The sequence below is a fragment of the Micromonospora sp. AMSO31t genome (assembly GCF_008868175.1).
Taxonomy (GTDB): Bacteria; Actinomycetota; Actinomycetes; order Mycobacteriales; family Micromonosporaceae; genus Micromonospora.
Genome location: NZ_WBKT01000076.1, coordinates 1 through 26,843 on the forward strand (window position 1 = coordinate 1; position 26,843 = coordinate 26,843).

Sequence of the window (26,843 nt, forward strand, 5' to 3'; positions counted from 1 at the left end):
CCACCACGCCACCGGCTGTGGAGCCGGAGCCCGTCACCGTGCCGGCCCCGGAGCCGGTCGACGTCCCTACCCACCTGCTGCCCATGGCCCGGTTTGCGGCCGTGCAGCACGAACAGTCCACCGGGGCACCGATTACCGCCGCCGAGCTGGCCGACCGGCTCGACGTCGCCCCGGCCGTTGCCGGGCAGCTCCTGACCACCCTGACCGGTGGTGCCCGATGACCATCTACCTCGTCGATATCGAGCAGGTCATCCACACCTGCCCCGCCCACACCGACCCGCACCCCTACGACACCCGCCGGACGCTCGTCGACGTCATCCCCGGCGGACCCTGCCGGGCACCGGTCACCATCCGCTGCGGCGGACAGACCGCACTCATTCCCTGCCATCGGCACGAGCCGGCCAAGCGCCAATGCGGCGCCTGCCGGGTCATCGTCACCGAACGCACCATCACCAACCACCACGCCACCAGGGTGGCCGGTTGATGGCCTCGACGCTGGACCTCACCCCCCGCGCCTCTAAGGCCCGGGGGGTGGGCTCGAACGCCGATGTCCCGCCCGTCTACGGCTACACCGCCGCCGGCTCCGCGTTCGAACGCGCCACCCGCCCCGACTACTTCGGCTGGCTCGAACACATCCGCTCCGCCGCCGGCTGCACCCGCCCCATCCGCCTCGCCGGCCAACTCCTCACCGTCGACCCCGCCACCGGCCGGGTCCTCGACTCCCGGCACACCGACGGCATGCCCGACTCCGCGATATACACCGCCTGCGGCAACCGCCGCGCCACCGTCTGCCCCTCCTGCGCCCAGACCTACCAGCGCGACGCCTTCCAACTCCTGCGGGCCGGCCTCGTCGGCGGCAAGGGCATCGCTGAGACAGTCGCCGAGCATCCGGCCGTGTTCGCCACCTTCACCGCCCCATCCTTCGGGCCCGTCCACTCCCGGGTGGTCAAGCGGCACACCTGCACCAATCGCCGCCGCTGCGACTGCCGCGCCGAACCATGCCACGCCCGCCGCGACATCGGCGTCTGCGGCCACGGTCGGCCCGCCGTCTGCTGGGCACGCCACGAAACCGAAGACGCCGTCCTCGGGCGGCCGCTGTGCCTGGACTGCTACGACCACGACCACCAGGTCGTCTGGAACGTGTTCTCCGGCGAGCTGTGGCACCGCACCAAGCAAGCCGCCCAACGTCACCTCGCCAAGCTCGCCCGCCAACGCGGCATCCCCCGCGTCGAGATCCCCACCGCCTCCGGCAAGACCCGCAAGGTCGCCCCGGTCCGGCTGTCACCCGGCAAAGTCGCCGAACTGCAAGCCCGAGCCGCGGTGCACTTCCACGCCATCGCCCGCCTCGACGGCGTCAACCCAGACAACCCCGACGCGATCGTCCCGCCACCGGCCGGGTTCACCGTCGACGACCTCGTCGACGCGTTCCAGACCGCTGCCGCGCAGATCGCCTTCCACACCCCGCCGCACCCAGACAAGCCGCAGGGCTGGCTGATCGCATGGGGCGACCCGTCCAAGGGCCTCGACATCCGACCGATCAGCACCGGAGCAGCGGGCGAGGTCACCGACGGCATGGTCGCCGGATACCTTGCCAAGTACGCCACCAAGAGCACCGAGGCCACCGGGCACACCTCCACCCGCCTGACTGCAGACAGCATCGGCGACTACGCCGACCCCGACGGCGACCACACCGCCCGCCTCATCGACGCCTGCTGGCGCATCGGCCGACCCACCAACGCACCCCGACCCCTGTCCGAGCGGCCCCGCGAGCAGCGACCCCGGCCCGGCTTCGTCGACCGCCGGGAGTGCCCCGACTGCGGCACCCACACCCGCTACGCCGCATGCCCCGTCTGCGTCGCCCAGCGTCAAGCCAGCCTTGACACCAAACCGGCGAAACCAGCGACGGCCAACCCGTACGCCCGGCTGCGGCGGTGGGCTCACATGCTCGGCTACGGCGGCCACTTCCTCACCAAAGGCCGCCGCTACTCGGTGACCTTCCAACTGCTGCGCGACACCCGCATCGCGTACCGGCGACACGAGCACCAGGCCCACGAGCACCCGACCGCCGGCGGCCAACCCGTCGACCAGATCGGCGAGGACACCACGCTCGTCGTCGGCACCCTCACCTTCGCTGGCGTCGGCTGGCACACCAGCGGAGATGCGCTCTTGGCCAACACCGCTGCCGCCATGGCCAGAGAGCGACGAGTCACCGGCCGCGAAGAGCTGGTCCACGAACTTGCCACCCCGGCCGACATCGCGCCCGCTGCCGCCTGACCACCGCCCCGTCACACGAGGAAGGCCACCCGTTGAACAACCCGACTCCGATCACTCCTCGCGTGCTGCGCGTCGAGGAAGCCGCTCGAGCGCTCGGCATCGGCCGCTCGCTCGTCTATGACCTCATCCGCTCCGGCCGGCTGCGCTCCTTCAAGGTCGGTAGCCGCCGGCTGATCCCCGCCGCCGCCATCGACGAAGTCATCACCACGCTCACCGAGGAAGCCGCCTGATGCCCAGACAGCCCAAGCCCCGCCAGCCCAACGCCCGCCGCAACCCGAACGGCGAAGGCTCCATCTACCAGCGCGCCAGCGATGGCCGGTGGGTCGGACAGGCCTACGTCCTCGCCACCGACGGCAGCCGCAAGCGCAAGTTTGTCTACGGGGCGACCTGGGAGGAAGCCCACGCCAAGCTCGTCGAGCTGAAGTCGAGATCCCAGCGCGGCATACCCGTGCCCGACCGGGCCTGGAAGCTCGCCGATTACCTGCCCTACTGGCTGTCCGCGTACGTCACCGACCTCAAGCCGACTACCGCGCGGGGATATGAGAGCGCCGTCCGGCTGCATCTGATCCCCGCACTCGGCACCAAACGCCTCGACAGCTTGCAGGTCCAGCACGTCAAGGCGTTCATGGACGACTTCCGGCGCAAATGCCTCTGCTGCACCAACGGCCTCGACAAGATCCGTCCTGCTGGCCGGCGGTGCTGCTCCGTTGGCCGCTGCTGCCAGAGCTACCCCAGCGCGCGACAGATTCAGTTCGTGCATGCGGTGCTGCGCAACGCGCTCCAACACGCCATGCGCGAGGAGCTGGTGTCCCGCAACGTCGCCAAGCTCGTCCGGGTTCCCTCGCCTCGCTACAAGGTCGGTAAGGGCCTGTCCGTCGACCAGGTGCGCAAGATCCTCGCCGCCTCTGCTGGTCACCGGCTCCATGCGCTCTACGTCGTGGCCGCCACGATGGGCCTTCGGCGCGGTGAACTGGTCGGGCTCCGCTGGTCGGACGTCGACCTGGACGAAGGCACACTGCGGGTTCAGCAGACCGTCCAGCGGGTGGCGGGACAGCTCCACGTCCTGGACGCCAAGACCGAGGACTCCGAGGCGGTGTTGCCGCTGCCCGAGGTCACGTGGCTCGCTCTGCTTGAGCACCAGGAGCGCCAGCAGGCCGAACGGGCTGCGCTCGCCGAGGTCTGGCAAGACCGCGGCCTGGTCTTCCCCTCCGAGCGGGGCACCCCGTTGGAGCCGACCAACCTCAGCCGCTCGTTTGCTCGGCTCCGGGAGACCGCCGGCCTGCCCGGTGTCCGCCTGCACGACCTGCGGCACACGGTCGTGTCGCTGCTGATGGAGCTGGGCGTCCCGCCGCACGTCGTCCAGGCCATCGCCCGGCACGCGGACGTGAAGATCACCCTCAAGGTCTACGCTCACGCCAACCTTGACGCGATGCGTCAGGCGCTCGGCAAGCTCGACGGGCGGCTTTCATGAACCGCGTTGCTGTCAGCGTTGCTGTCATCCGGCTTTCTCGCGACGGCTGCCGCCGCGAAATGCCTGATGGTGTTGGAGCCCCCGGCCGGGATCGAACCGGCGACATCTCGCTTACAAGGCGAGTGCTCTGGCCAGCTGAGCTACAGGGGCGCGTGGTCCGGGGTCAGCATAGCGACTGAGCGCCGGAAATCCCGTTCCGCAGGTCTCCCGAGCACGGAAAACGTCAATTTCCCGACCTCGGCACCGCCGGATCGACGCCCATCCTGGCCGGGCGTCGCGGAGATTGATGCCTCCCCGTGCCCGCCTGACCGTTATGCGCTATGCACTCGGTCCCATCGGCCGCATCTCGTCTTGGCAGGTTCGGGAAACCCGTTTACGGTGCAGTGACACGGACGACACTCCGGTTGGCCTCGGCTGCCCGGTCGACCGCCCGTTGGCCGGCACCTCGGGTGCCGGTCGCTCCTTCCACTCGGATCGTCCGGCACGTTCCTGCCGGTGAAAGGAAGCGCTCCACCATGGCTACGGTCACCTACGCGAAGGCCTCCCGGATCTACCCGGGCACCGAACGCCCCGCGGTCAACCAGCTCGACCTCCAGATCGGTGACGGGGAGTTCCTCGTCCTGGTCGGCCCGTCGGGTTGCGGAAAGTCCACCAGCCTCCGGATGCTCGCCGGCCTGGAGGACGTCGACGACGGCGCGATCTACATCGACGACCGGGACGTCACCCACCTCCCGCCGAAGGCCCGCGACATCGCGATGGTCTTCCAGAACTACGCCCTCTACCCGCACATGACGGTGTACGAGAACATGGCGTTCGCCCTCAAGCTGCGCAAGACCTCGAAGTCGGAGATCGACCGGCGGGTCAAGGAGGCGGCCGGGCTGCTCCAGCTGGAGGAGTTCCTCAGCCGCAAGCCGAAGGCGCTCTCCGGTGGTCAGCGCCAGCGGGTCGCCATGGGTCGCGCGATCGTCCGCGAGCCGCAGGTCTTCCTCATGGACGAGCCGCTGTCGAACCTCGACGCCAAGCTCCGCGTGCAGACCCGCACGCAGATCGCCTCGCTCCAGGCGAAGCTGGGCGTCACCACGGTCTACGTCACGCACGACCAGGTCGAGGCCATGACCATGGGTCACCGGGTCGCGGTCATGCTCGACGGCGTCCTGCAGCAGGTGGACACCCCGCGGGCGCTCTACGACACCCCGTCCAACGTCTTCGTCGCGGGCTTCATGGGCTCCCCGGCCATGAACATCAAGACCGTGCCGCTGAACGACAACGGCGCGGCGTTCGCCGAGCTGAACGTGCCGCTGACCCGCGAGCAGGTCGAGGCGGCCCGCGCCGAGGGCGGCGACGGCAAGGTGACCGTGGGCTTCCGTCCGGAGGACTGCGACCTGGTCAGCCCGACCGAGGGCGGCATGCCGGTCGTGGTCGAGCTGGTCGAGGACCTGGGCTCCGACGCCAACGTCTACGGCCACGCCGCGCTGGAGGGCCACAACGAGCGGTTCGTGGTCCGCACCGACCGGCGCTCGATGCCGAACATGGGCGACACTGTGTTCGTCAAGCCGCGCACCGGCCGCAGCCACGTCTTCCACGCCGCCACCGGCAACCGGATCTGACGTACGCGAAGAAAGGGGCGGCCCGCCACGGCGGACCGCCCCTTTTTCGTGCTGTCGTTACGCCTCGACGGAGCGGCGGCGGGCGACCTCGGCGAGGGTGACCGCCGCGGCGACGCTGGCGTTGAGCGACTCGACGTCGGAGACCATCGGGATGCTGACGGTCAGGTCGCAGGTCTCCCCGACGAGGCGGGACAGCCCACGACCCTCCGAGCCGACCACCACGACGAGCGGGCCGACCGCGGCCTCCAGGTCGTAGAGGTCGGTCTGCCCGTCGGCGTCCAGGCCGACCACGATGAAGCCGGCGTCCTTGCACGCCTTGAGCGAGCGGGTCAGGTTGGTGACCTGGGCGACGGGCACCCGCGCGGCCGCGCCGGCGCTGGTCCGCCAGGCGGTCGCCGTGATCCCGGCGGCCCGCCGCTCGGGTACGAAGACGCCCTGCGCGCCGAAGGCGGCGGCCGACCGGATGACGGCGCCGAGGTTGCGCGGGTCGGTGACCCCGTCGAGCGCGACCAGCAGCGGGGCGGCCTGCTCCAGCGACGCCGCCATGAGGTCCTCGAACGGCTCGTAGGCGAACGGCGGCACCTGGAGGCCGACGCCCTGGTGCAGCACGCCGCCGGTCATCCGGTCCAGCTCGGCCCGGCTGATTTCGAGGATCGCGATGCCCCGGTCGGCGGCGGTGCGGATGATCTCGTTGACCCGGTCGTCGATGTCGATGCCCTGGGCCGTGTAGAGGGCGGTCGCCGGCACCTGGGCGCGCAGCGACTCCAGCACCGGGTTCCGCCCGACCAGCAGCTCCGGGCTGTCCTTGGCCGGGTTCGACTTGCGGCCGGGGGCGACCCGCGGCCCGGACCGGCCGGCGGGCTTGCCGCCACGGCCCTTCGCGGCGGCGGGGACGCCCCGGCCGCCACCCTTGCCCCAGGTGGTGTCCTTGCTGCCCGGCTGACCGATCTTGGGGGCGCGCCCCTCCTCGGCCGCCGCGCGGCGCTCCTTGTCCTGCTTCCAGGCGGTGCGCTGGGGCAGCTTCTCGGTGCCCGAGTAGGCCTTGTGCCAGGGCCGCTCGTCGGCGGGGAGGGTGCGGCCCCGGCCGGCGAGGGAGTCCTTGTTCTTGCCACCGGAGCCCTTCTGGGCACCCGCCTTCGGCGTCAGTCGCCGGCCACGGCGCTGCGAGTTGCCGGCCATCAGTCCTGCTCTCCAATAGTCCAACGCGGGCCCTGGGCGGTGTCCTCGACGACCACGCCGGCCTGCTTGAGCTGGTCGCGTACGGCGTCGGCGGCGGCCCAGTCCTTGCGGCTGCGGGCCTGGGCGCGCTGCTCCAGGGCGAGCGCGACCAGGGAGTCCACCACGCCGCGCAGGTCGTCCGCGCGGCCGCCGCCGGTCCAGGCCGGGTCCAGGGGGTCGACGCCGAGGATATCCAGCATCGACCGGGTGGCGGCGAGCGTGGTGCGTACCGTCACATCGTCGCCGCCGGTCAGGGCGGTGTTGCCGTCCCGGACCACCTCGTGCAGCACGGCCAGCGCGGCCGACGTGTTGAGATCGTCGTCCATGGCCGCGACGAAGCCGGCCGGCAGCTCACCGGGCTGGCCGGTGCCGACCCGCTCGGCGGCCCGCTGCACGAAGCCCTCGATCCGCCGGTACGCGACCGCGGCCTCGCGCAGCGCGTCCTCCGAGTAGTCGATGCGGGACCGGTAGTGGGCGGCGGCGTAGTAGTAGCGCAGCTCCACCGGGCGCACCCCGAGGGACGCCACGTAGTCGAGGTCGAGGGTGTTCCCCAGCGACTTGCCCATCTTGGTGCCGCCGATGCCGAGCAGGCCGTGGTGGACCCAGTAGCGGGCGAACGGCAGGTCGGCGGCCTGCGACTGGGCGATCTCGTTCTCGTGGTGCGGGAACGTCAGGTCGAGCCCGCCGCCGTGGATGTCGAACTCGGGCCCCAGGTAGCGCCAGCACATCGCCGAGCACTCGATGTGCCAGCCCGGCCGGCCCCGGCCCCACGGCGACGGCCAGTAGGCGTCGGCCGGCTCGTCCGGCTTGGCGCCCTTCCAGAGCGCGAAGTCGCGGGGGTCGCGCTTGCCCCGCTCCGGGGCGTCACCGGCGGACTGCATGTCCTCCGGCGACTGGCCCGACAGCGACCCGTAGGCCGGCCAGGAGGCCACGTCGAAGTAGACGTCGCCGGAGCCGTCGGTGGCCGGGTAGGCGTGCCCGGTCTCGATCAGCCGGGCGATCAGATCGTGCATCTCCGGGATGTGACCGGTGGCCCGTGGCTCGTAGGTCGGCGGCAGCACGTTCAGCGCGCGGTAGGAGGCGGCCAGGATCTGCTCGTTGGCGTAGGCGATCGACCAGAACGACCGCCCCTGCTCCATCGCCTTGACCAGGATCTTGTCGTCGATGTCGGTCACGTTGCGAATGAAGGTGACCTCGAAACCGGAGGCGGTGAGCCAGCGGCGCAGCACGTCGTAGTTGACACCGGAACGAAGGTGGCCGATGTGCGGCGGGGCCTGGAGGGTGAGACCACACAGGTAGACCCCCACCTTGCCGGCTTCCCGCGGGACGAAGTCCCGCACCGATCGGGTGGCGGTGTCATACAGGCGTAGCGTCACCGTACAAGGGTAGCCGTCCGCGCATTTCGAGGTAGGCCGGAGCCGGGTCGTACGCTGCGTGCTGTGGACACGGCGGCACGGGCGGGAGAGACGGCGCAGACCCTGGACCGGGGGCTGCGGCTGCTGCACCTGGTCGCCGACGCGCCGGGCGGGCTGACCGTCACCGAGGCGGCGAACCGGCTGGGCATCGGCCGGGCGGCCGTCTACCGGCTGGTCGGCGCGCTGACCAGCCACGGCATGCTGCGCCGCGACGGCGAGGGCCGGCTCCGGCTCGGTGCCGGCGTGCTGCACCTGGCCCGGCGGGCCCAGCCGCTGCTCGCCGAGGGGGCGCTGCCCGCGCTGCGCCGGCTCGCCGAGCAGGCCGGGGCGACCGCCCACCTGACCGTGGTCGAGGGCGGTGAGGGGGTGGCCCTCGCGGTGGTCGAGCCGAGCTGGACCTCGTTCCACGTGGCCTACCGGACCGGATCCCGGCACCCGCTGGAGCGGGGCGCGGCCGGACGGGCCATCCTGGCCGGCCGCGCGGGTGCCGCCGCCCCGGTGAGCACCAGCGGCGAACTGCAGTCCGGGGCCTACGGGGTGGCCGCGCCGGTGCTCGGCGTGCCGGGTTTGGAGGCGAGCGTCGGCGTGGTCTCGCTGACCCCGCTCGACGTCACCGAGGTCGGCACCCAGGTCGCCGCCGCGGCCGAGTCGATCGCCGCCGCGCTGTCCTGAGGCGGCCGCCGGGGTCCGGCGGGTCGCTGCGCCAGCACGGCGATGTGGCGGTATCGGCGGGCAGCGGTTACCGCCACGTCGGCGACCCGGCCCGGGGCGGCCGCCGGGCTCGGCCATCGTCGGCGCCCTACCGCTAGCACAGCGACCGAGGGTGGTGGTGGTTGTCCACAGGCCGCCGGTCGCGGGCGCTCGTGGGTTGTCCACAGGGGTGCCGGGCGGCGGCCCGTCGCCGCCAGGCTGGTCGGCATGCCACCTCATCCCCATCGACCGCCCGAGCTGGCCTGGCAGGTCTTCCGCGGCTCTGATGTGATCCGGCGCGGCCTGCTCACCCGGCACCAGCTCCGGGGCGCCTCCTGGATCCGGCTCCGGCAGGACGTCTACGCCGACGCCCGCCTCGATCGCGACCACGCGCTGGCCTGCCGCGGCGCACTGCTCCGCCTGCCGCCGGGCACGCTGCTCGCCGGGCCGTCGGCGGCGTACCTGCACGGGGTCGAGCACGCCGCCGGCTTCCAGGACGACGTGCACGTCCTGCTGCCGGCGACGGTCCGGGCCGATGCCCAGCCCGGCGTCCGGGTGCACCAGGCCCCGTCGTCGCCCCAACGACTCGGTCTCCTCGTCCCGGCCGCCGTCGCGGCCTGCTCGGCCGGCACCGGCCTCGGCCCGAGCGGCCCGACCAGCACCATCCCCGATCCGCACCGCCTGGCCAACTCGGTCAGCGCCATTTCCGGCCCGCACCCGCCTGCCCACGTCATCGCCGGCCCGAACCTCCCCGCCGACGGATCGGCGACCACCAAAGGGCCAGACAGCCCCGCCACCGGCTCGACCAGCATCAACCCCGACCCCGACCGTCCCACCACTCGGCCGACCAACATCATCCTCGACCCGAACCGCCCCGCCACCGGCTCCACGAACACCACGCCGGGCCGAGACTGCCACGGCATCCGCCGATGGAGCACCACCGCCGGCCGGGACGGCAGGGCCGCCGGGCTGAGCACGGCGTTTGCCGGATCGGCGCTCGGTGGTCCGGTGGGACTGGGCGGCGAGCCCGGCCTACCGAGCGGGGCCGGCAGGTTGCTCCGTACCGCGCCGGCTGCCTGCGCCTGGGAGACGGCGGTCTGGTCCGACCCGGTCCGGGCCGTCGGCATCATCGACGCCCTGCTTCGGATGGGCCTGGTCGGCCGGACGGATCTGGCCGACGTGGCCGATGGGAGCGCCGGACGACCGGGTGGCCGGCGGGCGCGGTGGGTGTTCGGCCTGGCGGACCCGGGAGCGCAGTCCCCGCCCGAGTCGCACCTGCGGGTTCGGCTCGTGCTGGCCGGCCTGCCCCGCCCGGCGGCGCAGCACCCGGTGCGCGGTCCCTCGGGTCTCGTCCTGCACCCCGACCTGGCCTGGCCGCAGTTCCGGGTCGCGGTCGAGTACGACGGCCAGTGGCACGCCGACCCGGATCAGTTGACCCCGGACCGTTACCGGCTCAACCAGCTCGTCGCGGCGGGCTGGCTGGTGCTGCACGTGACCGGTCGCCGCCTGCACCGGGAGTTCCCGGCCCTGGTCCGCGAGATCCGCGCCGCGCTGGTGGCCCGGGGCTGGCGGCCGTGAGGCAGGCCGACGTGGCGGCATGCGACCTCCGGACACCGCCACTCCGCACCAGAACGCCGACGTGGCGGCATCCGGGAGTTCCGGACACCGCCACGTCGTGGAGCTGGGTGTTACGGCCGCACGTTCGGCTTGAGCGGGGACTTCACGGCGGAATAGGCGTCGATGACGCCGTAGCCGTAGAAGCCGTTGAAGTTCAGCGAACCGGCGCAGTAGGCGTCGTACTCCGGGCCGCGTCCCTCGTTGGCGTAGGTCTGCAGCCGCGGCTCCGGGCAGGCGTGCTCCGCCGCCGTCCGGTAGAGGTGCTGCTCGACCAGGTCCGGCGACATGCCGAAGCCGTCCCGGCCCTGCTTCTTGCCGTAGCGGCTGACGATCAGGGCCGCGACCCCCGAGGCGTGCGGGGACGCCATCGAGGTGCCCTGAAGGTAGGTGTAGTAGCCGCACTCACCCTTCGCGGTGCACTGCTTGAACACCGAGTTCTCGAACCCGGCGACGATGTTCCCGTCCTCGTCGACCGAGCCCTCCTCCTGCAGCACCTTCTTGGGGTACGTCGAGAGGATCATGTTGGCGTCGGTGCGGTAGGTGTCGGTGCCGAAGCCGTCCCGGAACCAGCCACCCGGCGCGGAGACCGAGATCTGCTCGGTGCCGTAGTTCGAGTAGTCGGCCTTCTTGCCGGACGGGCCGAGCGCCGACACGCCGATCACGTGCGGTCCCTCGGTCGGCAGGTCCCAGCAGCTCGCGTTGTCGATCGGCCGCGGGTACGGGTCCGCGCCGTAGTCCGGGCTGCTCACGTCGGTGCGCGGGTCGCCGAGGTCCTCGTTGTTGTTGCCGAGCGCGCCCACCAGGGTGACGCCCTTGTGGTGGGCGAAGTTCAGCGCCCGCTTCATGGCCTCGATGATGGTCCGCTGCTCGGCCTGCGCCTCGGGCGAGTCGGCCGGGTTGGCGGTGCAGTTGTAGAGCCACGGGTCGACGTAGAAGGACATGTTGACCACGTCGAGACCGGACTTGCCCGCGTGCACGAGGGCGTTGACCACCGGGTTGAGGAAGAAGTAGCCGCTGTCCTGGCCACCCTTCAGCTCGACGATGGAGACCCTCGGTGCCACGCCGGAGAGGCCGAACCCGTTCGCGGCGGCGCCGATGGTGCCGGCGACGTGCGTGCCGTGGCCACCGTCGTCGGTGCCGACCGGGTCGAGGCAGCTCGCCACCTCGCACGGGCCGTCGACGTCGGTCAGGTCGGGGGCGAAGTTGCGCGACAGCGCCCAGTTGAAGTTGGGCGCCAGGTCGGGGTTGCTGGCGTCGACGCCGGTGTCCAGGACGCCGACGGTCACCCGGCGGTCGCCCGGCTCGATCTTCCGCGCCTGGTCGGCCCGGATCATCTCCAGGCCCCAGAGCTTGTCGTCCAGCGGGTCCAGCTTCTTGCCGTGCCCCTTGGCCGTGCCCTTGGTGGCGGCCGCGGCCAGCAGGTGCTCCTGCTCGACCCGGTCCAGCTTGGGCTTGCGGCCGATGGCCTTCTGCTCGGCGGCTCCGACCAGTGCACCGGCGGCGGTGGCCCGGCTGGCGAAGTCCGCCCGGGCGCTGGTGACCTGGAAGAGACCGACGTCGTCGGTGCGGGAGACGACCGAGCCGCCCGCCGCGGTGATCGCGGCGATGGCGGTGTCGATGGAGACGCCGTCCTCCGCCAGCACGGTGAAGGTTCGGGTGCTGGCCGGGGCGGCGGTCGCCGGCACGGCCAGTCCGGTCACCGTGAGTGCCAGCGCGGCTGCGGTCGCGCTGGCGGTGAATCGTTTGCTCACCACATCAGATCCTCTCGTTGAGGGACGTGGCAGCCATCCCACCGCACGCGAGGAGGTTTCGCCAGACGGCCGTCCGGTATAGACCGCAATCAGGCTTTCGTGGTTTCGAGTCGGGCGAGCACGTCGGGCAGTTCGGCCAGGGTGGACACCTCGGCGTCCGGGGTGAGCCCCGGCGGGCGGGGCAGGCGGCCCCGGTTCAGCCAGATGGCCCGCAGCCCGGCACGCTGGGGCGCGAGCACGTCATGCTCCGGCGAGTCCCCCACGTGGACGACGTGCTCGGCGGGGAGACCGGCGGCCGCCACCACGGCCGCGTAGAACTCCGGCGCCGGCTTCTTGGGCAGGCCGTTCTCGTGCGCGTAGAGCTCGAACTCGAACTCGCCGGCCAGCCCGCAGCGTTCGGCCCGGCTGTTGCCGTTGGTGGCGAAGCCCAGGAGGTGGTGGGAGCGCAGCGCGGCCAGCGTGGGCAGCGCGTCCGGGAACGGCCGGGTCAGCGCAAACCGGCGGGCGAAGAAGAGCGCGGCGAACTCGTCGAGGTGGGCGTCCAGCCCGGCACGGGCCAGGGACCGGGCCAGCGCCGCCCGCCGGATCTCCTGCACCGGCGCGGCGCTGAGCGCGCCGAAGACCGCGCCCCAGTCCGCCTCCAGGTCCGCGAGCGACACCTCGGCCGCCGCCGGGGTCCACCGCCGCATCTCGTCGAGTACGGCCGCCAGCGCGCCGGTGACCGCCGGCCGCAGGTCGACCAGGGTCTCGTCGGCGTCGAAGACGACGCAGGCCGCTCGGCCCGACCTGGTGGTCGATCCGGCCGGGGAACTGGCGCCGGCCGGTCCGCTCACCGTTCGCCCGCCAGGGCCGGCTCCGCCGCGGCCGGTTCGGTGGCGTCCGGCGGGGAGCGCAGCTCGTCCACCCGGACGAGGGCCACACCGGCCACGATGAGCGCCCCGCCGAGCAGTTGCACGGCGTTCGGCAGCTCACCCAGCACCAGCCAGGCGATCAGCACGGCGAACATCACCTCGGTCAGCCCCACGAAGGAGGAGAGCCGCGCGCCGAGCATCCGCGCCCCGGCGACGCCGGTGAGGTAGGCGACCACCGCGGCGATCAGCGACAGCCCGGCGATCGGCACCAGCCAGCTCATCTCGTGCCCGGCGAAGCTCACGTCGGCGGTGCCGGCGCGCAGCGGGAGCGCCCCGACCAGCCCGAGCAGGAGCAGCACGAGGGCGCCGACGGCCATGCCACCGCTGGCCATCACCACCGACGGCAGCGCGGGGTCGACCCGGCCGGCGATGACGAAGTAGCCGGCCAGCCCGACCCCGGCGCCGAGCCCCCAGAGGACGCCCACCGGGTCGAGGCTGCCGGCGCCGGTCAGGTCCAGCACGAACACCAGCCCGCACAGGGCGGTCAGGGAACCGGCCACCGTGAGCAGCCGGGGCCGCTGGCCGTGGACCAGCCACATCCAGCCGACCACCAGCACGATGCCCAGGTATTCGAGCAGGAGCGCGACGCCGACCGGCAGGTAGCGGACCGCGTTGAAGAAGCACGCCTGGGCCAGGGCCACCCCGAGCAGCCCGAACACCACGAGCGTGCCGGCGTTGCGGCGCAGCACCGGCCAGCGGCCGCGCAGTGCCAGCAGGGCGGGCACGGCGAGCACCAGCGCGGCGATGCCGACCCGGGCGAGCACCACCGCCTCGGCGGACCACTCGCCGGTGATCAGCGGTCGGGCGAAGGTGCCCGAGGTGGCGAAGGTGAGCGCGGAGAGCAGCGCCAGGCCGAGGCCGACGCCGGGCCGTTCACGCATCGACAGCTCCTTGGGGTCGACCGGACATGAGTCAAGTGGCGGTATGCTGATGACGCTAGGCCGGCACCCCGACAGGAGTCAAGTTGCTCTTTGCTCATGACACCGAATGTGGCCTGGTCGCGGCCGCGGCGCTGGTCAACACTGCCGGGCCCGACCGGGAAGGGCTGCCCGACGTGACCGCCCTCGACGAGTTCTTCACCGCGTACGGGTGGACCGGCCGGCACGAGCACAGCGAGGCGGAACTGCGCGAGGTCCGCGCGCTGCGGCCCCGGCTCCGCCGGATCTGGTACGCCGACACCGACGAGGTCGTCACCGTGGTCAACGGTCTGCTGCGGGAGTCGCACGCCCTGCCCCAGCTCGTCCGGCACGACGACGAGCCCTACCACCTGCACGCCGTGCCGCGGGACGCGCCGCTGGCCACCCGGATGGCGGTCGAGGCCGCCATGGCGCTGGCCGACCTGATCCGCATGGGCGAGCTGAGCCGGCTGCGCCTCTGCGACCACCCCGACTGCGAGAACGTGCTGGTCGACCTCTCCAAGAACCGGTCCCGCCGGTTCTGCGACGCCGGCTGCGGCAACCGGGCCGCGGTGAGCGCCTACCGGGCCCGCAAGGCGGCCTCCCACTCCTGACGCACCCCGCAGCGGGGTGGGCGGAGCCGTGGCTCAGGGGTGGGTCATCCGGAGCAGGTCCAGGGCCTCGTCCAGCTGGGTCTCGCTGAGCTTGCCCGAGTCGACGTGCCCGCGGGAGATCACCACCTCGCGGATGGAGACCTGCTTGGCCAGCGCCTCCTTGGCGATCGAGGCGGCCTCGTCGTACCCGAGGTGGCGGTTGAGCGGGGTGACGATCGACGGCGAGCCCTCGGCGTACGCCAGGCAGACCTCGGCGTCCGCGACCAGGCCGACCACCAGGCGGTCGGCGAAGAGCCGGCTCGCCGCGGAGATCAGCCGGATGGACTCCAGCAGGTTGCGGCCCATCACGGGAAGCATCACGTTCAGCTCGAAGTCGCCCTGGGAGCCGGCGAACGCCACCGCGGCGTCGTTGCCGATCACCTGCGCGCACACCTGGCGCATCGCCTCGGCCACCACCGGGTTCACCTTGCCCGGCATGATCGACGAGCCGGGCTGGAGGTCGGGGATGCGCAGCTCGCGCAGGCCGGCGCGGGGGCCGGAGCCCATCCAGCGGATGTCGTTGGCCATCTTGTAGAGCCCGACGGCCACGGTGCGGAGCTGACCGGAGGTCTCCACCAGAGCATCCCGGGCGCCCTGCGCCTCGAAGTGGTTGCGGGCCTCGGTCAGCGGCAGCCCGGTCGAGCCGCGCAGCTTCTCGATCACCCGCGCGGCGAAGCCGAGCGGGGTGTTGATGCCGGTGCCCACGGCGGTGCCGCCGAGGGGCAGCTCGGCCAGCCGGGGCAGCGCGCCCTCAAGCCGTTCGACGCCGTAGCGGACCTGGGCGGCGTAGCCGCCGAACTCCTGCCCCAGGGTGACCGGGGTGGCGTCCATGAGGTGGGTACGCCCCGCCTTCACCACGGTCTCGAACTCGGCGGCCTTGTCCTCCAGCGCGCCGGCCAGGTGCTTCAGCGCGGGCAGCAGATCCTCCACCACCGCCTGCGTGGCCGCCAGGTGGATCGAGGACGGGAAGACGTCGTTGCTGGACTGGGAGGCGTTGACGTCGTCGTTCGGGTGCACGTTGCGGCCCAGCTCCCGGCCGGCCAGCGTGGCGATCACCTCGTTGGTGTTCATGTTGGACGAGGTGCCGGAGCCGGTCTGGAAGACGTCGACCGGGAACTGGTCGTCGTATCCGCCGTCGGCGACGTGCGCGGCGGCCGTGGCGATCGCCTCACCCACGTCCGCGCCGATCACCCCCAGCTCGGCGTTGACCTGGGCGGCCGCCCCCTTGATCTGTGCCAGGGCCTTGATCTGGGCCGGTTCGATGCCCCGCCCGGAGATCGGGAAGTTCTGCACCGCGCGCTGGGTCTGCGCCCGCCACAGCGCCTCGGTGGGCACCTCCACCTCACCCATCGAGTCGCGTTCGATCCGGTAACCGGTCGCCTCTGGAGTCGTCACGCGTACCATCCTGCCGCGCTGGTCGCCGGGATGCAGGGAAAGCGGCGGGGGTTGTCGCCCGGCCGCTCAGCCCAGCTCGGCCAACAGCTCCTCGGTCGCCCGTTGGTCCGGGGACTCGACCTGCCGGAACAGGGCCAGCGCCCGGCCGGCGTACGCACGGGCCTGGGCCGGGTCGGTGTCGCGCAGGCAGCGGGCGAGGCCGTCCAGCGCCCGGGCCTGCCCGTAGCGGAGCCCCAGCCGGGTCGCGTCCCGCAGCACCCGGCGATGCAGGTCGAGCGCCGCGTCGACGTCCCCCTGGTCGTGGAGGGCACGGGCCAGGAGGTCGCGGGAGGCACACTCCCCGATCCTGTCCCCGGCGTCGGTCATGGCGACCAGGGCGGCACGGTGCCGGGTGGCGGCCTCGTCCGGGCGGCCGGCTTCCCGTTCCATCATGCCGATCTCGTTGAGCAACTCTCCCTCCCCGAACCGGTTGCCGCTGGAACGCTTCAGATGCAGCGCCACCCGGAGCAGCCGGCGGGCGGGCTCCAGGTCACCCAACCGATGCCGGATCATGCCGAGGTGGCCGATCGCGTTCGCCGTGTGCCGCAGGTCGCCACTCTCCCTGGCGAGGAGGACGTGCCGGCGCGCCGCCCGCAGGGCCGAGTCGTACCGGCCGTGGAAGAGCATGACGACCGACAACATGTTGGACGCGCTGGCCATCGTCCCGACGTCGTCCGGGTAGCGGCTGATCGCCAGCGCTTCGTCGACGCACTCCGTGCACCGCCGGTATTCGTCGCCGCCGAAACACGCGGCGGCGAGGTTGCCGAGCGCCTGCACCCTCTCGCGGCGCAGCCCGAGCCGGCGGTGACGGTCGACGACCGCTTCCATCAGCCGGATGGCCTCCCGGTAACGGCCCAGCCGGAAGTTCGCCGAGGCGAGGTAGTTCATGGTGACCGCGATCGCCTCGTCGTCACCCAGCGTCTTCGCGGCCCGCAGGGCGACGGTGTGTGTCTCGATGAGTTCGTCGAGGTGCCCGCCCTCGTAGTTGAACCACCAGGACGCCCGGGTCAGCTGCCAGCAGTACCGGAGAAGACCCTCGGTCTCGGCGATGCGGACCAGGGCGGTCAGCGCGGGACGGTTCTCGTCGAACCACGCCTGGCCCTGCCGCTCCTGGCCGAGAACCAGATCGGGGCGGCGCGGCGGCGGAAGGGTCAGCTGTGCCAGCGGGCTCGGCTTTGTCTCCCAGATGAGCGCGGTGGCTGCCGCGACCTGGAGATGGTGGTCGAGCAGGCGCTCCAGGGCGGCACGCCGCTCACCGGCGCGCCCGGGCTCGGCCAGCAGCCGGCGGGCGTACGTCCGCAACAGGTCATGCAGGCGGTAGCGGCCCGGCTCCACCTCCTCCACCAGGTGCGCATCCACCAGCTCGTCGAGCAGGTCCTGCGCCTCCGGCAGCGGCAGGTCACTGAGCGCCGCCGCCACCCGGTCGTCGATGCGCACGCCGGGGTGGAGCCCGAGCAGCCAGAACAGACGTTGGGCCGGCGGTGAGACCTGGGCGTACGAGAGGGCGAAGGCGTGGCCGACCGAGCGCTCACCGGCCGCCAGCTCGGCCAGCGGGTCCCGCGCGTCGGCCAGCCGCTGCGCCAGGTCGGCAACCCGCCAGTGCGGGCGGTGTGCCAGCCGGGCGCCGGCCAGCCGGATCGCGAGCGGCAGGTGCCCACACCGCTCGGCCACCTCGGCGGCCGCCGCCGGCTCGGCGGCGACCCGGTCGGCCCCGACAACCCGGCCGAGCAGCTCGACCGCCTCGTCGGCGTCCAGGACGGGCAGCGACTGAGGCCGCCCGTCGTCGAGGCCGACCAAGCGGCGACGGCTGGTGACCAGCACGAGGTTGTGCGGTCCACTGGGGAGCAGGGGTGCCACCTGGCCGGCGCTCGACGCGTTGTCGAGCACCACCACGGCCCTCCGGTCGGCGAGCTCGGAACGCCACATCGCCAGCCGGTCCTCCAGGTCGACCGGCACCCGCTCGGCCGGCACCCCGAGCTGCCGCAGCAGCGTGCCGACGGCCGCCGCCGGAGCCAGGGGCCTGCGTTCGCTGTACCCGTGCAGGTCGATGAAGAGGTGCGCGTCGGGGAACCGTTCACGCAGAGCCGTCGCGACCTGGACGGCGAGGGTGGTCTTGCCGCTGCCGGCCATTCCGTCGATCAGACAGAGCTGTGCGCCGTCCTCGTCGATCTCCTTGAGCAGGCGGGCCATCGTCTGCTGCCGCCCGGTGAAGTCGCTGATGGCCCGCGGCAGCGCACGGACCGGGGCGGCGCGGGGGGCGCTCGCGATCCCGCCTCCGGCATGGTCGCCGGCGAGCACCCGCTGGTGCAGCTCCTGCAGGGCGTCGCCCGGTTCGATGCCGAGTTCCTCGGCGTAGATGCGGCGGCCCTCGCGGTAGACGGCGAGCGCGTCCGCCGGCCGTCCCACCGCGGACAGGGCGAGCATGAGCTGACCCCGCAACCGCTCGCGGAGCGGATCCCGCTCGACGGTCTCGGTCAGCTCGTCGATCACGTCGGTCGCCCGGCCCAGGCGCAGCTCGACGTCGACGCACTCCTCCAGGGCGGCGAGTCGCTGCTCGTCGAGGGCCTGGGCCCGCCGGCGTACGCTCCGGCTGGCGATCCCGGCCAGGGCCGGGCCGCGCCACAGCGCCAGCGCGGCGCGGTAGTGCCGGCGCGCGTCGGCGGGACTGCCGGCGGCGACCGCGGCCCGGCCGGCCTCCACGGCGCGGGCGAAGACGTCGGCGTCGAGGTCGTCGGGCTCGATCCGGACGCCGTAGCCGACCGGGTCGGTGATGATGATTTCCGCTGGTGACCCGAGCGTCGCCAGACGCTGTCGCAGGCGCGACACACAGATCTGGAGCTGGGTGCGCGCGGTGGCCGGCGGATGGTCCTCCCAGACCGCGTCGATCAGCTCCTCGACGGGCACCACCCGACCCGACCGCAGCAGCAGAAGGGCGAGCACGGCCCGGTCCCGACCTGCGGTGATGGTGGCCTCGCCACCGCCGACCCGCAGCGGCCCCAGAATCGCGAACCGCATCTGCGCCCCCGCATGCCTTCCTGTGCACCTTCCAGCAGCGTAGCCCGACGGTCACGGATCGCCTCGGGCAGACGATAGCGATGTGATAGCGGATCGACAGCACCGGCCCGGACACTGGGCGTGGTTGTCGGTGACGGCATCCGACGGGGGCGGTGCGCCCGCCCGGGCTCCGCGCCCGGACGGGCGCACCGATGTCGATGAGCCGCCGGGCATCGGGACGGCGTAACGTCCGCACGTCTGCACTCGCTGAGGTGCATGAAGCTCGATCCCACTCCTCGGAGGCATCCATCTTGCACGTAAACGGGGGTTCCCTCGGCGTGTCCACGGCACGCCGGCGGCGCGTACCGCGCCGCCTTCTCGGCACGGGCCTGGCGGCCCTGCTCACCACCACCGGCGCCCTGGCGGTCACCGGCCAGCCGGCCGCCGCGGGCGTCACCCGCTGGGTCACGCCGACAAGCGTCAGCTACACCGACGCCCGGCAGCCGACGGAGGCCTTCCCGGTCGCCGTGGGCGAGGCCCTGCCGGTCGGCACCTGGGAGGCGGCGGGCGACAAGCACACCGCGCGGGCCTACTTCACGTTCGACCTGACGCCGTACCGGGGTAAAGAGATCATCAGCGCCGGGCTCCAGACCAGCGAGACCTCGGTGGACGACTGCACGAAGCCGCGTGAGCTGGAGTTGTGGCGTACCGACACCCCGGCGGCCACGCCGACCTGGGCGAACGCCCCGGCCGTGCGCGAGAAGGTCGGCGACCTGGGCGGGACCGTCACCCGCTGCCCTGCTTACCTGGAGATGCTGGTCACCGCGGCGGTGCAGCGGGCGGTCGCGGAGGGGCGCGACTCGCTCACCCTGATGGCCCGGATCGCCGGAGACCACGAGGAGGCCAAGCACTTCGGCCGGCGCATCGAGCAGCCGGCCATCTCGCTCAAGGCGAACGCCGCGCCGGAGGTGCCGGGCAAGCTCACCGTGTCCGGCCTGGCCTGCGCGGAGGGGCTGCGGATCGGCACCACCACGCCGACCTTCTCCGCCGAGGTGACCGACCCGGACAAGGTGGACGACTTCGTGGGTGACCAGGTGACCGCCACCTTCGCCTGGTGGCCGGTCGACCAACCTGCTGAGCGGACCGAATGGACGTCGTACACGAGGTACGCCCCCGCCCGGTTCGACTACTCGGTGCCGCCGGGGCTGTTGGTTCACGACGGCACGTACGCCTTCACCGTGAAGGCCGCCGACCAGCAGGCCGGCTCGGACTGGTCGCCCGAGTGCCGGTTCACCGTCGACACGAAGGTCCCCCCGGCGCCCACCGTCACCTCGACCGAGTACCCGGCCGGCTGGGCCTTCCCCGGCCACGGTGGTCCAGGCATCCCGGGCCGGTTCACTTTCACCGCCCCGGGCGCCGACGACGTCGCCGGCTACCGGTGGGGTCCCAGCGGCGCCACCACGTACGTCGCCGCCGACACGTCCGGCACGGCCACCATCACCTGGACCCCCACCGACTACGGGCTGAAGCGGCTCTATGTCCAGGCGGTGGACCGCACGGGTAACCGGTCCCCGCTGACGACGTACCAGTTCACCGTGCGCAACACCGCGCCGACGGTGACCGACGGCAATCCCGACGGGCGACTGGGCCAGGCACGGCAGTTCACCCTCGCCCCGAACATGACGGACGTCGTGGAGTACGTCTGGCGGCTCAACGAGGGCGCCGAGCAGACTGTGCCGGCGGACGCCGAGGGCCGGGCCACGGTGCAGGTCACGCCCGGGGTCGCGGCCAATACGCTGCACGTCCGCAGCCGTACCCGCGACGGGCAACTCTCCGGCGACGCCGGCTACCGGTTCACCGTCCGGACCGAGCCCACCGTCAGCTCCGTCCAGTGGCCACTGGACGGGACGGTCGGCGCGCCGGTCGGCAGCGAGGGCAGCTTCGTCTTCACCCCGGCCATGGACGGCGTCACCGAGTACGTCTACTCGTTCGACTACGGCGAGCAGGAGACGGTCGCCGCGGGCGCCGACGGCACCGCCACGGTCCGGTACACCCCGACCGCGGCATACCAGCACTCGATCCAGGTGTTCAGCCGGACCGGCGACGGCGTCGAGTCGGCGGCCGCCTACCGGTCGTTCGAGGTGGCCTCGCTCGCTCCAGACGTCGAGTCCGCGGTCTACCCGCGGAACACGACGGGCGGCGGCCCGGGCGTGACCGGCACGTTCACCTTCCGGCCCAGCCCGGGGAGCAACGGCGTCACCTCCTACGTCTACACGTTCCGAGGCGAGCCCGAGCGCACCGTGGCGGCGGGGCCGGACGGGTCCGCCACCGTCGAGTGGACGCCCACCACCTTCGACGAGGCGTGGGGCGGCTGGAACTCGGTGCAGGTCTCGGCCCGGACGGCCGCCGGAGCGAGCACGGACGCGCAGTACTACTCGTTCCGGATCGATCCGAAGAGCCCGATGGTGACCTCCGACGTCTTCGGCTGGCAGGGCGCTCCCGTCGGCACTACCGGCGACTTCGTCTTCACCGCCCAGCTCGCCGGCACCGTCGAGTTCGTGTACTCGTTCGACGGTGGGCCGGAGCGGACCGTGGCCGCCGACGAGGCCGGGACGGCCCGGGTGAGCTGGACCGCCGACTCGGCGTACAGCCACAACGTGACCGTACGCAGCCGCACCGCGACCGGGGTGAGCTCCGGAGCTGCGCCCTACAACATCTGGATCGACGGCTGATCCAGGGAAGCCGAAGGGGCGCCGGGTATTCCACCCGGCGCCCCTTTCGCGTACGTCGAGGGTCAGCGCCGCCCGACGGTGAGCACCGGCTTGGTGACCTCGGCGAAGAAGTCCTCACCCTTGTCGTCGACCACGATGAAGGCCGGGAAGTCCTCCACCTCGATCTTCCAGACCGCCTCCATGCCCAGCTCGGGATATTCGAGCACCTCGACGTGCTTGATGCAGTCCTGCGCGAGGCGGGCGGCCGGGCCGCCGATCGAGCCGAGGTAGAAGCCGCCGTGGATCTGGCAGGAGCGGGTGACCTGGGCGGAGCGGTTGCCCTTGGCCAGCATCACCATCGAGCCGCCGGCCGCCTGGAACTTCTCCACGTAGGCGTCCATCCGGCCGGCGGTGGTGGGGCCGAACGAGCCGGAGGCGTAGCCCTCCGGGGTCTTGGCCGGGCCGGCGTAGTAGACGGCGTGGTCGCGCAGGTACTGCGGCATCGGCTCGCCCGCGTCCAACCGCTCGGCGATCTTGGCATGCGCGATGTCCCGGGCCACCACCAGCGGGCCGGTCAGCGACAGCCGGGTCTTCACCGGGTATTTCGACAGCTCGGCGCGGATCTCGTCCATCGGCCGGTTGAGGTCGACCCGGACCACCTCGGAGCTGTCCAGGTGGGCCTCGGTGACGTCGGGCAGGTAGCGCGCCGGGTCGGTCTCCAGGCGCTCCAGCCAGACGCCCGACGGGGTGATCTTGGCGACCGCCTGGCGGTCGGCGGAGCAGGAGACCGCGATGGCCACCGGGCAGGACGCGCCGTGCCGGGGCAGCCGGACCACCCGGACGTCGTGGCAGAAGTAGCGCCCGCCGAACTGCGCGCCGATGCCGAAGTTGCGGGTCAGCTCCAGCACCTCGGCCTCCAGTTCGAGGTCGCGGAAGCCGTGCGCGCTCATCGAGCCCTCCGTCGGGAGGGCGTCCAGGTATTTCGCAGAGGCGTACTTGGCGGTCTTCAGCGCGTACTCGGCCGAGGTGCCGCCGATGACGATGGCCAGGTGGTAGGGCGGGCAGGCCGCGGTGCCGATGAGGCGCAGCTTCTCCTCCAGGAACTGCATCATCCGCGTGGGATTCAACAGCGCCTTGGTCTCCTGGTAGAGGTAGGACTTGTTGGCCGAGCCACCGCCCTTGGCCATGAAGAGGAACTTGTACGCGTCGGCGTGCCCGTCCGGGTCCTCGGCGTAGAGCTCGACCTGGGCGGGCAGGTTGCTGCCGGTGTTCCGCTCGTCCCACATGGTCAGCGGGGCGAGCTGCGAGTAGCGCAGGTTGAGCCGGGTGTAGGCCTGGTAGACGCCGCGCGAGATGGCCTCGGCGTCGGTGCCGTCGGTGAGGACGTGCCGGCCGCGCTTGCCCATGACGATCGCGGTGCCGGTGTCCTGGCACATCGGCAGCACGCCACCGGCGGCGATGTTGGCGTTGCGCAGCAGGTCCAGCGCGACGAACCGGTCGTTCGGCGAGGCCGCCGGGTCGTCGATGATCGATCGGAGCTGGGCCAGGTGGGCCGGGCGCAGGAAGTGGGCGATGTCGTGCATCGCCTCGGCGGTCAGCGCGGTCAGCGCGGCGGGCTCCACGGTGAGGAACCGTCGGCCACCCTGGCCGTTGACGACGTCGACGCCCTCATCGGTGACCAGGCGGTATTCCGTCTGGTCGGGTCCGGTCGGCAGCAGGGGGGCGTACGAGAAGGCGGCGGCACTGCTCATGACCGAAAAGCCTAGGGCAGAGCCGTCGATCGGTGACACCCGCCGGGTCGGTCCTGGGACGCCGCTCTCACCGGGGGTCACTTGCCGTCGGCGCAGAGTTCGTTCTTCGGACCGCAGCTGCCCTGGTCGGTCGGGGGTCGCCAGGTGTCGCCCGGGTCCGGCGCGGGCACCGCGCCCTCGTCCGGTGCGGGCACCCCGGCGGCTCCGGCGCCCCAGCGGACGTACCCGATCTCCCGGCCCTCGCCGATGATCATGCCGTTGGGGCCGACCGCCAGGGCGTTGGCGGAGGTGCGCAGCAGGACCATCTCCCGGCCGCTGCGCGGCTCGACCGCGATGAGCCGGGACGGCTTGTCCTCGGCGATCAGCGCCGCGTACGGGGTGAGCGCCGCGCCGGTCTTCCCACCGGCCGGCCGGGTCCACCGGGTGCGGTCGAGCGACAGCTCCCGGCCGAGGAGCGAATCCTTGTCGGCGCTGCGCACCAGCGCGTAGCGGTCGTCGACGGCGAGCAGCTTCTCGCCCTCGGCGCCGACCTGGAGCAGCCGGCCGTCGTAGCCGTCGATCACCGCTTCGCGCCCGTCCGGGGCGACCCCGATGAGCACGTTCCGGGCGCCCTGCGGGTCCTCCCGCTGCACGCAGCCGGCGTAGTCGGCGGTCCGCAGGTTCACCCCGTTGCGGCGCCACACCTGCTGCCCGGTGGCCGGGTCGACGGCGGTGAGGGCGAAGTAGCAGGTCCCGTCGCGGGAGGTGGCGGTGATCCGGAGCAGCCGACCGCCGACCACCGCGAGCCGTTCCTCGCGGCCCGGCTCGACGTTCTGGAGGACCCGGCCGGTGGCGGTGTCGACCACGTGCACCCGGCCGTCGACCGGGAAGCCGAGCAGCGGCGGGACCGGCTCCGGCCCGGCCACCCCGCCGTCGATCCGCGGCGCGCCGAGCCGCCGGGTGCCCAGGAGTTCCGGGTTGTCGGCGAGCACCCCGCTGTTGACACCGGGCAGGAAGGCGCTCCAGCGCGGTGCGGTGCCGCGCGGCTCCCAGGCCCGCAGCGTGCAGTCGGTCGACTGCACGCAGTAGGCGTCGAGCAGCAGGTTGCGGTAGGTCCAGACGGCCACCGCCCGCTCGTCGCGGCGGCGCACCACGCCGGTGGCGGGGTCGAGCACCTCGTAGCCCTTGTCCAGGAGCTTGCCCACCGCGACGACCGCGTCCCGGTCGCCGCCGGCCACCGCCGCCCAGTCGGCCTTGCGCTCCCAGAGCTGCGTGCCGTTGGCCAGGCTGCGTGCCTCGACCCGGGTGCGCTGCTCGACGATCACCGTGTCACCGGCGATGGTGACGCTCTTCGGGGTGCCGCCGACCCGCTGCTGCCAGACCACGTCCGGCTCGGAGATCGGCTTGCTCCGGTCGACCCAGTCCCACATTGCGGGGAACGGGTTCCACACCCCGGTGGCGGCGAGCACGACCACGGTGACGAGCCCCAGCAGCAACCAGCCGCGTACGCCAAGGCCCTTCACACCGCACACGGTAGCGACGATCACCGGCGCGCCGGCCCCCCGAACGGCCGTGTCGCGCCGCTTTCTCGGTCGGCCGCCGTGTTATGCGCCGCGGGCGGCGGAACGGACCAGGGGCAGGGTGCGGTAGGGGATCTGCTCGGCGAGGGCGATGATCGTGGAGGCGCGGCGGATGCCCTCCGAGGCGACGATCTGGTCGATGACCCGCTGGAGGTCGGTGTTCGACCGGGCCACGATGCGGCAGAGCAGGTCGCTGGAGCCGGTGATGGTGTGCGCCTCCAGCACCTCGGGGATGGCGGCCAGGTGCGCGGTCACCGGGTCGTGGCCGTGCCGCTGGCTGATCTCCAGGGTCACGAAGCTGGTGACGCCGAAGCCGATCGCAGCCGGGACGATCTCCGGCCCGAACCCGGCTACCACCCCCCGCTCGACCAGTTTGTCGAGCCGGGCCTGGACGGTGCCCCGGGCCACGCCGAGCCGCCGCGAGCACTCCAGCACCCCGATCCGGGGCTCCTCGGCGAGCAGATCGATCAAGCGAGCGTCCAACGCGTCGAGCTGTACATCCTGACCAGTGTTCATGGGGTTTCATATTACCGAATGCACAACCTGACCAGAGTTTCCGCCGACTATTGCCCAACTGGTCGCGGCGCGGCGATCCTCGCCACAACAGCAGAGCAACGGCGGCCCACGAGGCCGGCCGGTACGCAAGGGAGGCCCATATGACCCAGGCGATCGACCGACCCCAGTCGACCGAGGAGGTCGACGTCGACGCCCTCGTCGGCGCCGTCGACCACGACATCACCCGCGACCCGTTCCCGGTCAAGGGCCTCGACCACGTGCACTTCCTGGTCGGCAACGCCAAGCAGGCCGCCCACTACTACTCCACCGCCTTCGGCATGACCTGCGTGGCGTACCGGGGGCCGGAGCAGGGCTACCGGGACCACGCCCAGTACGTGCTGACCAGCGGCTCCGCCCGGTTCGTGCTGACCGGCGCGGTCCGCCCGGACGCCGCGGGCAGCGAGCACGTGGCGAAGCACAGCGACGGCGTCTCCGACATCGCGCTGGAGGTGCCGGACGTGGACGCCGCGTACGCCCACGCCACCGCCCAGGGCGCGACCGGCCTGGTCGAGCCGCACGACGTCAGCGACGAGCACGGCACCGTCCGGATGGCGGCCATCGCCGCGTACGGCGACACCCGGCACACGCTGGTCGACCGGTCCCGCTACACCGGCCCGTTCCTGCCCGGCTTCGTGGCCCGCGGCCCGATCGTGGACCGGCAGCCGATGATCGACGCCGGCATCCAGCCGAAGCGCTTCTTCCAGGCCGTCGACCACGTGGTCGGCAACGTGGAGCTGGGCCGGATGGACGAGTGGGTCGAGTTCTACAAGCGCGTCATGGGCTTCAGCAACATGGCCGAGTTCATCGGCGACGACATCGCCACCGACTACTCCGCGCTGATGAGCAAGGTGGTCGCGAACGGCACCCGCAAGGTGAAGTTCCCGCTCAACGAGCCGGCCGTCGCCCGCAAGAAGTCGCAGATCGACGAGTACCTGGAGTTCTACCAGGGCCCGGGCGCCCAGCACATCGCCGTGGCCACCAACGACATCCTGGCCAGCGTCGACGCCATGCGGGCCGCCGGTGTCGAGTTCCTGGACACCCCGGACTCCTACTACGAGGACCCGGAGCTGCGCGCCCGGATCGGCCAGGTGCGGGTGCCCATCGAGGAGCTGAAGTCCCGCAAGATCCTGGTGGACCGGGACGAGGACGGCTACCTGCTCCAGATCTTCACCAAGCCGGTGCAGGACCGCCCGACCGTCTTCTTCGAGCTGATCGAGCGGCACGGCTCGCTGGGCTTCGGCAAGGGCAACTTCAAGGCCCTGTTCGAGGCCATCGAGCGGGAGCAGGAGAAGCGCGGCAACCTGTAACACTGTCCGCGTGACCGAGCCTTCCCCCG

At 72.3% G+C, this 26,843-nt stretch carries 20 protein-coding genes, 1 tRNA gene and 1 pseudogene; 11 read left to right on the forward strand and 11 right to left on the reverse strand.

From position 1 onward, the window contains the following. From F8274_RS17910 to F8274_RS17930, 5 genes and pseudogenes are all read left to right on the forward strand, one after another. Positions 1–221: pseudogene (locus F8274_RS17910) on the forward strand (hypothetical protein); the annotation flags it as partial. Then, entirely contained in the window at positions 218–484 is a 267-nt protein-coding gene (locus F8274_RS17915) for a hypothetical protein (protein ID WP_151463541.1), read from the forward strand. The pseudogene F8274_RS17910 and the gene F8274_RS17915, both read left to right, overlap by 4 nt. Beyond that, positions 484–2,274 (forward strand): replication initiator, encoded by a 1,791-nt coding sequence (locus tag F8274_RS17920; RefSeq protein WP_151463542.1) that lies wholly within the window; start codon positions 484–486, stop codon positions 2,272–2,274. The genes F8274_RS17915 and F8274_RS17920 overlap by 1 nt, the downstream gene beginning before the upstream one ends. A gap of 62 nt (positions 2,275–2,336) precedes the next feature. Next, positions 2,337–2,504, forward strand: coding sequence for a helix-turn-helix domain-containing protein (locus F8274_RS31285; RefSeq protein WP_225853851.1), 168 nt, complete (start codon positions 2,337–2,339; stop codon positions 2,502–2,504). Beyond that, complete coding sequence (locus F8274_RS17930; protein WP_151463543.1) at positions 2,504–3,745, forward strand: site-specific integrase; 1,242 nt, start codon at positions 2,504–2,506, stop codon at positions 3,743–3,745. Before F8274_RS31285 ends, F8274_RS17930 begins: the two co-directional genes overlap by 1 nt. A gap of 73 nt (positions 3,746–3,818) precedes the next feature. On the opposite strand, the gene F8274_RS17935 is transcribed toward F8274_RS17930, so the two are convergent. Next, positions 3,819–3,895, reverse strand: a tRNA-Thr gene (locus F8274_RS17935). A gap of 365 nt (positions 3,896–4,260) precedes the next feature. On the opposite strand from F8274_RS17935, the gene F8274_RS17940 reads away from it, so the two are divergent. Next, positions 4,261–5,352: an ABC transporter ATP-binding protein gene (locus tag F8274_RS17940; protein ID WP_151463544.1), complete on the forward strand. Its 1,092-nt coding sequence runs from the start codon at positions 4,261–4,263 to the stop codon at positions 5,350–5,352. Positions 5,353–5,409: 57 nt separating this feature from the next. On the opposite strand, the gene rlmB is transcribed toward F8274_RS17940, so the two are convergent. Next, positions 5,410–6,531 (reverse strand): 23S rRNA (guanosine(2251)-2'-O)-methyltransferase RlmB, encoded by a 1,122-nt coding sequence (gene rlmB / locus F8274_RS17945; RefSeq protein WP_151463545.1) that lies wholly within the window; start codon positions 6,529–6,531, stop codon positions 5,410–5,412. Next, positions 6,531–7,946 (reverse strand): cysteine--tRNA ligase, encoded by a 1,416-nt coding sequence (cysS, locus tag F8274_RS17950; RefSeq protein ID WP_151463546.1) that lies wholly within the window; start codon positions 7,944–7,946, stop codon positions 6,531–6,533. Before cysS ends, rlmB begins: the two co-directional genes overlap by 1 nt. A 63-nt stretch (positions 7,947–8,009) precedes the next feature. Between cysS and F8274_RS17955 the strand changes: the two genes are divergently transcribed. Together F8274_RS17955 and F8274_RS17960 are read left to right on the forward strand one after the other, a co-directional pair. Next, positions 8,010–8,657, forward strand: a complete 648-nt coding sequence (locus F8274_RS17955; RefSeq protein WP_151463547.1) for an IclR family transcriptional regulator — start codon at positions 8,010–8,012, stop codon at positions 8,655–8,657. A 246-nt stretch (positions 8,658–8,903) separates the two neighbouring features. Continuing rightward, entirely contained in the window at positions 8,904–10,253 is a 1,350-nt protein-coding gene (locus F8274_RS17960) for a hypothetical protein (RefSeq protein ID WP_151463548.1), read from the forward strand. Between the two features lie 110 nt (positions 10,254–10,363). Here the strand turns inward: F8274_RS17960 and F8274_RS17965 are convergent, their stop codons facing one another. From F8274_RS17965 to F8274_RS17975, 3 genes are all read right to left on the reverse strand, one after another. After that, complete coding sequence (locus tag F8274_RS17965; RefSeq protein WP_192579881.1) at positions 10,364–12,043, reverse strand: S8 family serine peptidase; 1,680 nt, start codon at positions 12,041–12,043, stop codon at positions 10,364–10,366. Between the two features lie 89 nt (positions 12,044–12,132). Further along, positions 12,133–12,786: an HAD family hydrolase gene (locus F8274_RS17970; protein ID WP_255474575.1), complete on the reverse strand. Its 654-nt coding sequence runs from the start codon at positions 12,784–12,786 to the stop codon at positions 12,133–12,135. 86 nt (positions 12,787–12,872) lie between these two features. Further along, a complete protein-coding gene (locus tag F8274_RS17975) occupies positions 12,873–13,835 on the reverse strand; it encodes a DMT family transporter (protein ID WP_151463551.1) in 963 nt (320 codons plus the stop codon). A gap of 83 nt (positions 13,836–13,918) precedes the next feature. Between F8274_RS17975 and F8274_RS17980 the strand changes: the two genes are divergently transcribed. Beyond that, positions 13,919–14,464: a CGNR zinc finger domain-containing protein gene (locus F8274_RS17980; RefSeq protein WP_151463552.1), complete on the forward strand. Its 546-nt coding sequence runs from the start codon at positions 13,919–13,921 to the stop codon at positions 14,462–14,464. 33 nt (positions 14,465–14,497) lie between these two features. On the opposite strand, the gene F8274_RS17985 is transcribed toward F8274_RS17980, so the two are convergent. Both F8274_RS17985 and F8274_RS17990 read right to left on the reverse strand, forming a co-directional pair. Next, positions 14,498–15,907 (reverse strand): class II fumarate hydratase, encoded by a 1,410-nt coding sequence (locus F8274_RS17985; RefSeq protein WP_192579882.1) that lies wholly within the window; start codon positions 15,905–15,907, stop codon positions 14,498–14,500. Between the two features lie 57 nt (positions 15,908–15,964). Continuing rightward, a complete protein-coding gene (locus F8274_RS17990; RefSeq protein ID WP_151463554.1) occupies positions 15,965–18,952 on the reverse strand; it encodes a BTAD domain-containing putative transcriptional regulator in 2,988 nt (995 codons plus the stop codon). 317 nt (positions 18,953–19,269) lie between these two features. Here F8274_RS17990 and F8274_RS17995 point away from each other — a divergent pair, with 317 nt between their 5' ends. Further along, positions 19,270–21,663, forward strand: coding sequence for a hypothetical protein (locus F8274_RS17995; protein WP_151463555.1), 2,394 nt, complete (start codon positions 19,270–19,272; stop codon positions 21,661–21,663). Positions 21,664–21,725: 62 nt separating this feature from the next. Here F8274_RS17995 and F8274_RS18000 read toward each other — a convergent pair whose 3' ends face one another. The 3 genes from F8274_RS18000 to F8274_RS18010 form a co-directional block, all read right to left on the reverse strand. Next, positions 21,726–23,393: a fumarate hydratase gene (locus F8274_RS18000; protein ID WP_151463556.1), complete on the reverse strand. Its 1,668-nt coding sequence runs from the start codon at positions 23,391–23,393 to the stop codon at positions 21,726–21,728. Positions 23,394–23,470: 77 nt separating this feature from the next. Next, positions 23,471–24,868, reverse strand: coding sequence for a PQQ-binding-like beta-propeller repeat protein (locus F8274_RS18005; protein WP_370518245.1), 1,398 nt, complete (start codon positions 24,866–24,868; stop codon positions 23,471–23,473). A 108-nt stretch (positions 24,869–24,976) separates the two neighbouring features. Further along, on the reverse strand, positions 24,977–25,468 hold the full coding sequence (locus F8274_RS18010; RefSeq protein WP_151463558.1) for an Lrp/AsnC family transcriptional regulator: 492 nt from the start codon (positions 25,466–25,468) through the stop codon (positions 24,977–24,979). A gap of 140 nt (positions 25,469–25,608) precedes the next feature. On the opposite strand from F8274_RS18010, the gene hppD reads away from it, so the two are divergent. After that, positions 25,609–26,814, forward strand: coding sequence for a 4-hydroxyphenylpyruvate dioxygenase (gene hppD, locus F8274_RS18015; protein ID WP_151463559.1), 1,206 nt, complete (start codon positions 25,609–25,611; stop codon positions 26,812–26,814). Positions 26,815–26,843 lie beyond the last annotated feature (29 nt).